The organism is Citrobacter sp. wls717 (genome assembly GCF_005280955.1).
In the GTDB taxonomy this organism is placed as follows: Bacteria; Pseudomonadota; Gammaproteobacteria; order Enterobacterales; family Enterobacteriaceae; genus Citrobacter; species Citrobacter werkmanii.
On sequence record NZ_SZWW01000047.1, the window covers coordinates 1 to 4,909 of the forward strand.

Genomic DNA, 4,909 nt, shown 5'->3' on the forward strand with positions numbered 1-4,909 from the left:
GGCGCTGGCGGCGCCTTTTTGCTATCTGCTATCTGCAATATGGAAGATTCGAACCTGCTTGCCTGATGCGCTTCGCTTATCAGCCTTACGGGTGCCAAATGTAGGCCGGATAAGACGCCAGTCGCCATCCGGTACTCATCACACGCAATTATTGTGACTTTTCTGCACTAATCCGCTATCTTGTTTAGCATATAAAACAAACTAAACCGAATATGGCGTGTGTCACGCTTTTAATCGGTTATTTCGTTAAGCCAGTAAAACGAGAAAGCAAGATGAGCGTGATGTTTGATCCTGAAGCTGCAATTTATCCATTTCCGCCGAAGCCAGCACCGCTGAGTGCGGACGAAAAACAATTTTACCGTGAAAAAATCAAGCGCCTGCTGAAAGAGCGTGATGCCGTTATGGTCGCGCACTATTACACCGATCCTGAAATCCAACAGTTGGCCGAAGAGACCGGCGGCTGTATTTCTGATTCTCTGGAGATGGCGCGGTTCGGCTCAAAACATCCCGCTTCTACGCTGTTGGTTGCGGGCGTGAGATTTATGGGAGAAACCGCCAAAATTCTCAGCCCGGAAAAGACCATCCTGATGCCAACCCTGCAGGCAGAATGTTCATTAGATCTGGGTTGTCCGATTGATGCGTTCAGCGCGTTTTGCGACGCGCATCCGGATCGCACCGTAGTGGTTTACGCCAATACCTCAGCAGCAGTTAAAGCACGTGCCGACTGGGTCGTGACCTCCAGTATTGCGGTTGAACTTATTGAGCATCTTGATAGTTTGGGTGAAAAAATCATCTGGGCCCCGGACAGACATCTGGGCAACTACGTGCAAAAACAGACCGGTGCAGACGTTCTTTGTTGGCAGGGGGCGTGTATCGTCCACGACGAGTTTAAAACTCAGGCTTTAACACGCATGAAAGCGCTTTACCCCAATGCCGCCGTGCTGGTGCATCCGGAGTCCCCTCAGTCCATCGTTGATATGGCCGATGCGGTCGGGTCAACCAGCCAGTTAATCAACGCAGCAAAATCGTTACCGCACCAGCAACTGATAGTGGCGACAGACCGGGGTATTTTTTACAAAATGCAGCAAGCTGTTCCCGATAAAGAGTTGCTTGAAGCGCCAACGGCTGGCGAAGGGGCAACCTGTCGCAGTTGCGCGCATTGTCCGTGGATGGCGATGAACGGCCTCAAGGCGATTGCTGAGGGTCTGGAGCAAGGGGGGACTGCTCACGAGATACATGTAGATGCAGCGCTGCGAGAAGGTGCATTGCTGCCGTTAAACCGCATGTTGGAATTTGCGGCTACACTTCGGGCTTAATTAATTTATTTGCTCTGGGGGAAAAGATGGACTTTTTTAGCACGCAGAACATTCTGGTACATATTCCGATCGGTGCGGGCGGTTACGATCTGTCGTGGATCGAAGCCGTGGGGACGATCGCCGGGTTATTGTGTATTGGCCTGGCGAGCCTTGAGAAAATCAGTAATTACGTCTTCGGACTGATAAACGTCACGCTGTTTGCGATTATCTTCTTTCAGATCCAGCTCTATGCCAGCCTGTTGCTGCAGGTTTTCTTTTTTGTCGCGAATATCTACGGCTGGTATGCCTGGTCCCGGCAAACCAACCAGCATGAGGCAGAGTTGAAAATACGCTGGTTGCCGTTACCGAAAGCGATCGGTTGGCTGGCTGCTTGCGTGGTGGCGATTGGCCTGATGTCGGTCTATATCGATCCGGTGTTTGCATTTTTGACACGTATTGCCGTGAACATTATGCAGGGGCTGGGATTACAGGTAGCGGCTCCAGAGTTGCAACCCGATGCATTCCCGTTCTGGGATTCCTGCATGATGGTGTTGTCGATTGTGGCGATGATCCTGATGACGCGCAAATACGTTGAAAACTGGCTGTTGTGGGTGATCATTAACGTCATTAGCGTAGTGATCTTTGCTCTGCAAGGCGTATATGCCATGTCACTGGAATATATGATCCTGACGGTTATCGCCCTGAACGGAAGCAGGTTGTGGATTAACAGCGCGCGTGAGCGGGGTTCCCACGCGCTGTCCCATTAATGGTGATGATGTGCATGGCCGGACACGCCCTGATACAGGTGGCAGTCCGGCCCATTACACGGCTGATATTCCATCTGGATCGTGGCGTGTTCAATCTGGTAGTGATGAATCAGGAAATGTTGAATACGCTCCAGCAGCGCGTCGTGATCGTGCGGCGGGACCACCTGCACATGCAGCGTCATGACCGGTTTTTCACCTACCATCCAGACGTGTACATGATGCACATTGCGAACTTCGGGGATATCCCGGCTGAGATGGCGCTGCAAGGCGGCAATATCCAATGTAAGCGGAGCGCCTTCCAGTAATTCATTTACGCTATCTTTCAATAACCGCCAGGCGCTACGCAGTACCAGCACGGAAACCAGAATCGAGAGAATTGGGTCCGCTGGCGTCCAGCCCGTCCAGATAATAATCAGCGCAGCGATGATTGCTCCAACCGAGCCGAGCAAATCGCCCATTACGTGCAGCGCTGCGGCGCGGACGTTAAGGTTTTTCTCTTCACTGCCGCGATGTAAAACCCAAAAAGCGAGCACGTTCGCCAGTAAACCCGCGACAGCAATGATCATCATCATGCCGCCCGCAACGGGACGTGGCGTATGGAAGCGCTCAATGGCCTCCCAGACGATTAAAATGGTGATCACAACCAATGCGATGGCGTTAACAAACGCGGCTAATGTTGTGAGTCTCAACCAGCCGAAAGTGTGCCTTATAGTGGGCGGGCGCCTGGAGAACTGGACCGCCAGCAGGGCAAATAGAAGCGCGGCGGCATCTGTGAGCATATGTCCGGCATCAGCCAGTAACGCCAGCGAGCCTGAAATAATTCCACCCACCACTTCAACCAGCATAAATCCGGCTGTAATGCAGAATGCGAAAAGCAATCTGCGGGCATTATTGTCCTTAGGTTGCTCAGGGGAAGTATGAGTATGTGAGTGCGCCATTATGCCATCCCTTTGTTATTCTCACCTTTACTGTATGTCATGATACCGTTTTTGGGATGATAAAATTAAAAAGGAGAGCTATTGCTCTCCCGTTATTAGCTTTATTTTCAGCGTTACTGGGTAGTACCGTCAGTTTTGGTGTCGGCATCATTATTGATGCCGTTTCCGGTCTCAACTTTTTTATTCACATCCGGGCAGCGTCCATCCTTACACATGGTGTTTTTATGCACCTCGTCTTTGGTCATTCCTTCATGGTTCATTGATGAACCGTCCGGATGCAGCATTGTGCCACCCGAATTCACGTTGTTGTTATCGACATTATTTGGCGCAACGTTTTCGCGCGCGTCTGGCGCGACTTGACCGGCATCTGCCGAGGAATTTGCCTGGCCGTTATTCGACTGCGTGTTGGTGTCAGCTGCGAGCGCCGCGCCGCTGGCGAGGCTGAGTGTGGCCGTCAAAAAGAGTGAAGTCAGCTTTGTCATATGCATATTATGCTCCTGTTATGATTGAGATGTCGGATAACGTCTTCCAACAGTGCATGTGCCAGTACATCAGCAGGACATGGTTAATAGTTTTGCTATGCAAATTAAAACCAGCATAGAATCTTGAAATTTATGAGAATTTAAGCTGTTACAGTTATAAATTGTAGTCTGGATCTCTTTTTTCGCTACTTTATTGCGTTTTTTGGGCCTATTCCAGGATTAATCCGTCCAAAGTGTAAAACCCCGTTTACACTTTATGACTGAAGATATAGATTGGAGGGATTGCATTCATTTATATAAGTATGGCAACGCTGGAATAATCATGAATTATCAGAACGACGATTTACGCATTAAAGAGATCAACGAATTATTACCCCCGGTCGCACTGCTGGAAAAATTCCCCGCTACTGAAAATGCCGCCAATACGGTGGCGCATGCCCGTAAGGCGATTCATAAAATTCTCAAAGGCAGTGACGATCGTCTGCTGGTGGTGATTGGGCCGTGTTCTATTCATGATCCGGCAGCGGCTAAAGAGTATGCCGCTCGCTTGCTGGCGCTACGTGAAGAGTTAAAAGGCGAACTTGAAATCGTCATGCGCGTCTATTTTGAAAAACCGCGTACAACCGTAGGCTGGAAAGGACTTATCAACGATCCGCACATGGATAACAGCTTCCAGATCAACGACGGTCTGCGCATTGCCCGTAAACTGCTGCTGGATATCAACGACAGTGGTTTGCCGGCCGCAGGCGAGTTCCTGGATATGATCACCCCACAATATCTTGCCGATCTTATGAGCTGGGGCGCAATTGGCGCACGTACTACAGAATCTCAGGTACACCGTGAATTGGCGTCAGGTTTGTCCTGCCCGGTTGGTTTTAAAAACGGTACTGATGGCACCATCAAAGTCGCCATTGATGCAATCAATGCTGCCGGGGCGCCGCATTGCTTCCTGTCTGTAACCAAATGGGGCCATTCGGCGATTGTGAATACCAGCGGTAATGGCGATTGCCATATCATTCTGCGCGGCGGCAAAGAGCCGAATTACAGCGCTCAGCACGTTGCCGACGTGAAAGAAGGTTTGGTCAAAGCGGGGCTTTCTCCGCAGGTGATGATCGACTTTAGCCATGCCAACTCCAGCAAGCAGTTCAAAAAGCAGATGGATGTTGCGAAAGACGTTTGCGGGCAGGTTGCCGGTGGCGAAAAAGCAATTATTGGCGTGATGATTGAAAGCCATCTGGTTGAAGGTAATCAGAACCCGGATAGCGGTGAACCCCTGACCTACGGCAAGAGCATCACCGATGCCTGCATTGGCTGGGAAGATACCGATGCGGTGTTACGCCAGTTGGCGGAAGCGGTAAAAGCGCGCCGCGGGTAAAAAACTCATCCGGGTTAGCCTCGGTAGGCCGGATAAGGCAACGCCGCCATCC

General features: G+C 50.7%; 5 protein-coding genes. 3 read left to right on the plus strand and 2 right to left on the minus strand.

Annotated elements, in window-relative coordinates:
• Positions 1–272: 272 nt before the first annotated feature.
• Both nadA and pnuC read left to right on the plus strand, forming a co-directional pair.
• Complete coding sequence (gene nadA, locus FDX09_RS19520; protein WP_085047486.1) at positions 273–1,316, plus strand: quinolinate synthase NadA; 1,044 nt, start codon at positions 273–275, stop codon at positions 1,314–1,316.
• A gap of 26 nt (positions 1,317–1,342) precedes the next feature.
• Entirely contained in the window at positions 1,343–2,062 is a 720-nt protein-coding gene (gene pnuC / locus FDX09_RS19525; RefSeq protein WP_087857619.1) for a nicotinamide riboside transporter PnuC, read from the plus strand.
• Here the strand turns inward: pnuC and zitB are convergent.
• Positions 2,059–3,000 (minus strand): CDF family zinc transporter ZitB, encoded by a 942-nt coding sequence (gene zitB, locus FDX09_RS19530; protein WP_069323184.1) that lies wholly within the window; start codon positions 2,998–3,000, stop codon positions 2,059–2,061. The two genes, pnuC and zitB, sit on opposite strands and share 4 nt — an antisense overlap.
• 113 nt (positions 3,001–3,113) lie before the next feature.
• The gene (locus FDX09_RS19535) at positions 3,114–3,488 is read right to left on the minus strand and encodes a YbgS-like family protein (protein WP_137347734.1); all 375 of its coding nucleotides are present in this window, start codon (positions 3,486–3,488) and stop codon (positions 3,114–3,116) included.
• 316 nt (positions 3,489–3,804) lie between these two features.
• Between FDX09_RS19535 and aroG the strand changes: the two genes are divergently transcribed.
• Positions 3,805–4,857 carry a 3-deoxy-7-phosphoheptulonate synthase AroG gene (aroG, locus tag FDX09_RS19540; protein WP_038638968.1) on the plus strand — a complete coding sequence of 351 codons (1,053 nt, stop codon included), beginning with the start codon at positions 3,805–3,807 and terminating at the stop codon, positions 4,855–4,857.
• The last annotated feature ends 52 nt before the right edge of the window (positions 4,858–4,909 follow it).